Origin of the sequence: Burkholderia sp. LMG 13014, from assembly GCF_905232215.1 — a bacterium.
Classification (GTDB): domain Bacteria; phylum Pseudomonadota; class Gammaproteobacteria; order Burkholderiales; family Burkholderiaceae; genus Burkholderia.
This window is the reverse complement of the sequence record NZ_CAJNKE010000628.1, coordinates 1-3,311: the sequence shown is the minus strand read 5'-3', so window position 1 is coordinate 3,311 and position 3,311 is coordinate 1. Positions and strand designations below refer to the sequence as shown.

Genomic DNA, 3,311 nt, shown 5'->3' with positions numbered 1-3,311 from the left:
CGCGCCGCCGCCGTGCGGGCGACGCTGTTGTTCTATTCACCGTCATTGTTCTGGATGGAAAACTCGCCACTCGACCCTGTCGAAACCTTTACGCTTTTACGTCGTTACGAAGCGTGCCCGCGCATGAACCCGCGACGGTCCCGGCGAACCACCGGACACCGTCGGCAAGCCGGCATGCCATTCATCAGACGAATCGGACGATCCGCCGCATGCGTGCCGTTCGGTCGGGAAAGCGCAGGATGGGCATCGGAAGCCGGCGACGCGCCGGGCGCCGACGCAGCCGCCGATCCGTGGATCGGGTGCCTGTCGGGCAGCCGGCTGCCTCGCGCGGTCTTGTCATGCGGGGGACGCTTCGAACGCCCCGGTGCGGGCGCCGGGCATTTGCGTGCGCCGTTCGTCGGAACGGCGGAATGTCCGTCGCGCGCGACATCGCGGCGTGGCGCGCATTTTACCCCGGGCGGACGGGGCGGCAGGGAAAGCCGCCCGGCGGGCGGTCATCGCAGGCGTAGCGGGCGGCACGGCGGCCGCCCGTCAGGCACTACGCGGTATCGGCGGCTTTCAGCCCCCATGCGTCGATCATCTGCTGGCGCATCACGAACTTCTGCACCTTGCCCGTCACCGTCATCGGCAGCTCGTCGACGAAGCGGATGTAGCGCGGAATCTTGTAGTGCGCGATCTGCCCTTGGCAGAACCCGCGCACGTCGTCCTCCGACATCTGCTCGTCCGCGCGCAGCACGATCCACGCGCACAGCTCCTCGCCGTACTTCGCGTCGGGCACGCCGAACACCTGCACGCTCTGGATCTTCGGATGGCGGAACAGGAATTCCTCGATCTCGCGCGGGTAGATGTTCTCGCCGCCGCGGATCACCATGTCCTTCAGCCGGCCCACGATGTTGCAGTAGCCGTCCGCGTCGAGCGTCGCGAGGTCGCCGGTGTGCATCCAGCCGTCGACGATCGTTTCCTGCGTTTTCGCTTCGTCGTCCCAGTAGCCGAGCATCACCGAATAGCCCTTCGTGCACAGCTCGCCTGTCGCGCCGACCGGCACGATGCGCCCGTCCGGATCGACGATCTTCACCTCCAAGTGCGGCTGCACGCGGCCGACCGTCGTCGTGCGCTTCTCGAGCGGATCGTCGGTCGAGCTCTGGAACGACACCGGGCTCGTTTCCGTCATCCCGTATGCGATCGTGATTTCCGACAGATGCATTTGCGACACGACGCGCTTCATCGTCTCGATCGGGCACGGCGAGCCGGCCATGATGCCGGTGCGCAGCGTCGACAGGTCGAATGTCGCGAACTCAGGATGGTCAAGCTCGGCGATGAACATCGTCGGCACGCCGTGCAGCGCGGTGCAGCGTTCGTCGGCCACCGCCGCGAGCGTCGCGACCGGGTCGAACGCTTCGCCCGGGAACACCATCGCCGCGCCCGTCGATACGCATGCGAGCACGGCCAGCACCATCCCGAAGCAGTGATACAGCGGCACGGGGATGCACAGCATGTCCTGCTCGCTGAACCGCATCGCCATCGCGATGAAGCGCGCGTTGTTGACGACGTTGCGGTGCGTGAGCGTCGCGCCCTTCGGGCTGCCGGTCGTGCCGCTCGTGAACTGGATGTTGATCGGATCGGCGGCCGCGAGCGTCGCGCCGATCGCATCGAGCCGCGCGACATCGAGTGTGTCGCGGCCGCGCGCGACGACGTCCGGATAGCGCAGCATGCCCGGCGTGCGGCCGTCGCCCATCCGGATCACGATGCGCAGCGCCGGCAGCCGCGCGGCATGCAGTTCGCCCGGCGCGCAATGCGCGAGTTCCGGCGCGAGCGCCTGCAGCATCTCCAGGTACTTCGACGACTTGAACTGCTCGGCCGCGATCAGCGCGCGGCAGCCTGCCTTGTTCAGTGCGTAGTCGAGTTCCGCGAGCCGGTAGGCCGGGTTGATGTTGACGAGGATCGCGCCGATGCGCGCGGTCGCGAACTGGGTGAGCAGCCATTCGACGCGATTCGGCGACCAGATGCCGACGCGGTCGCCCGGCTCGATCCCGAGTGCGACGAGGCCGGCCGCGAGGACGTCGATCTCGTGCGCGAACGTGCGCCAGTCCCAGCGAATGCCCTGCTCGCGGAACACGACGGCCGGCCGCGCCGGAAAGCGCGCCGCGGTGTCGTGCAGCAGCGTGGCGACGGTCGCATCCGACAGCGGCACGTCGGTGCGGCCCCGCACGATCGACAGGCCGTCGAGCGGCACGCCGGTGGCGATGGCGGTGGTCATGGTGTCTCCTGATCGGCCGCGCCGGCCCGCGGGCCGGCGCGTGCATCATCGTGTAAACATCTGCGCGGTCGTGATCGCCATGTCGCCGCCCGGCACGCGAATGTCCTTCAGCTTCTTCAGCGTATCGGCGTCGTACACGGCAACCGTGTTGAAGGTGCCCGCGAGGTAGAGCTTGCTGCCCTCGCGATTGAACGACAGGCAGTAATACGAATGATCGAGCGGCGCGGCCTCGACCAGCTTCTCGTTCTTCACGTCGTACTTCGCGAGCCGGTTCAGCACGCCGTACATCGCGTTCGGATCCTTCGGCGACAGTCCGCCCGTGAAATACACCTCGGTGACCGGCGCGAAATCCTTGACCGTCGCGTTGCCCGTCTTCAGGTCGATGTCGACGTAGCCATACATCGTCTGCGCGGCGGCCTGGTCCTTCTTCTCGTCCTTGAAGCGGTCGGCCGTATAGAGCAGGTTCAACGTATGCTGCGGACGCTGCTGCGGCCACACGTACAGCACGTCCGGCTGGCCGTGCAGCGGCTGCTTCCAGTTGCGCAGCGGCACCGCGACGTCGTACTTGCCGGTCTGCACGTTCATCCGGTAGATGTCCGCGCCGACGATGAACAGCGAGCCGTCGTCCGCAGCCTGCAGCATCGTCGTCTGGCGCGGTGCCGCGAAGGTGCGCACCGGCTTCGCGTCGAGCCCGCCATCGGTGCGGTACACCTGCAGGCGCGGCGACTGCACTTCGTAGCTGTCGCGGTTCAGCTTCGTCGGGTTGACGACGCTGTAGATCTCCTTGCCGTCGGGGCTCAGCCCGACCGAGAACATCGCGCGCGCACGCTCGTTGCCGGCTTCCGCGAGCTCCGCATGGAACACGGTCTTGCACGAATCGAGATCGACACCGTACAGGTCGCCGTAATGGTTGTTCAGCACATACGCGCGCGTGCGGTCCGGGCTGATCTGGATCGTGCCGGGGCCGAACGCGTCGGGCAGCGAGCAGGTCTTGACGACGCTGTCGGTGCCCGTGTCGATCACCGTCAGGTTGTTCGGATAGTTCGTGACGGCG

The 3,311-nt window shown here is 67.1% G+C and carries 2 protein-coding genes; both read right to left on the bottom strand.

Annotated features, from left to right (window positions below):
• Positions 1–538: 538 nt before the first annotated feature.
• Positions 539–2,257, bottom strand: coding sequence for an AMP-binding protein (locus JYJ84_RS32150; RefSeq protein ID WP_175221696.1), 1,719 nt, complete (start codon positions 2,255–2,257; stop codon positions 539–541).
• A 45-nt stretch (positions 2,258–2,302) separates the two neighbouring features.
• On the bottom strand, positions 2,303–3,311 hold a 1,009-nt coding region (peaD, locus tag JYJ84_RS32145), incomplete at its 5' end, for a quinohemoprotein amine dehydrogenase subunit beta (RefSeq protein ID WP_205189961.1).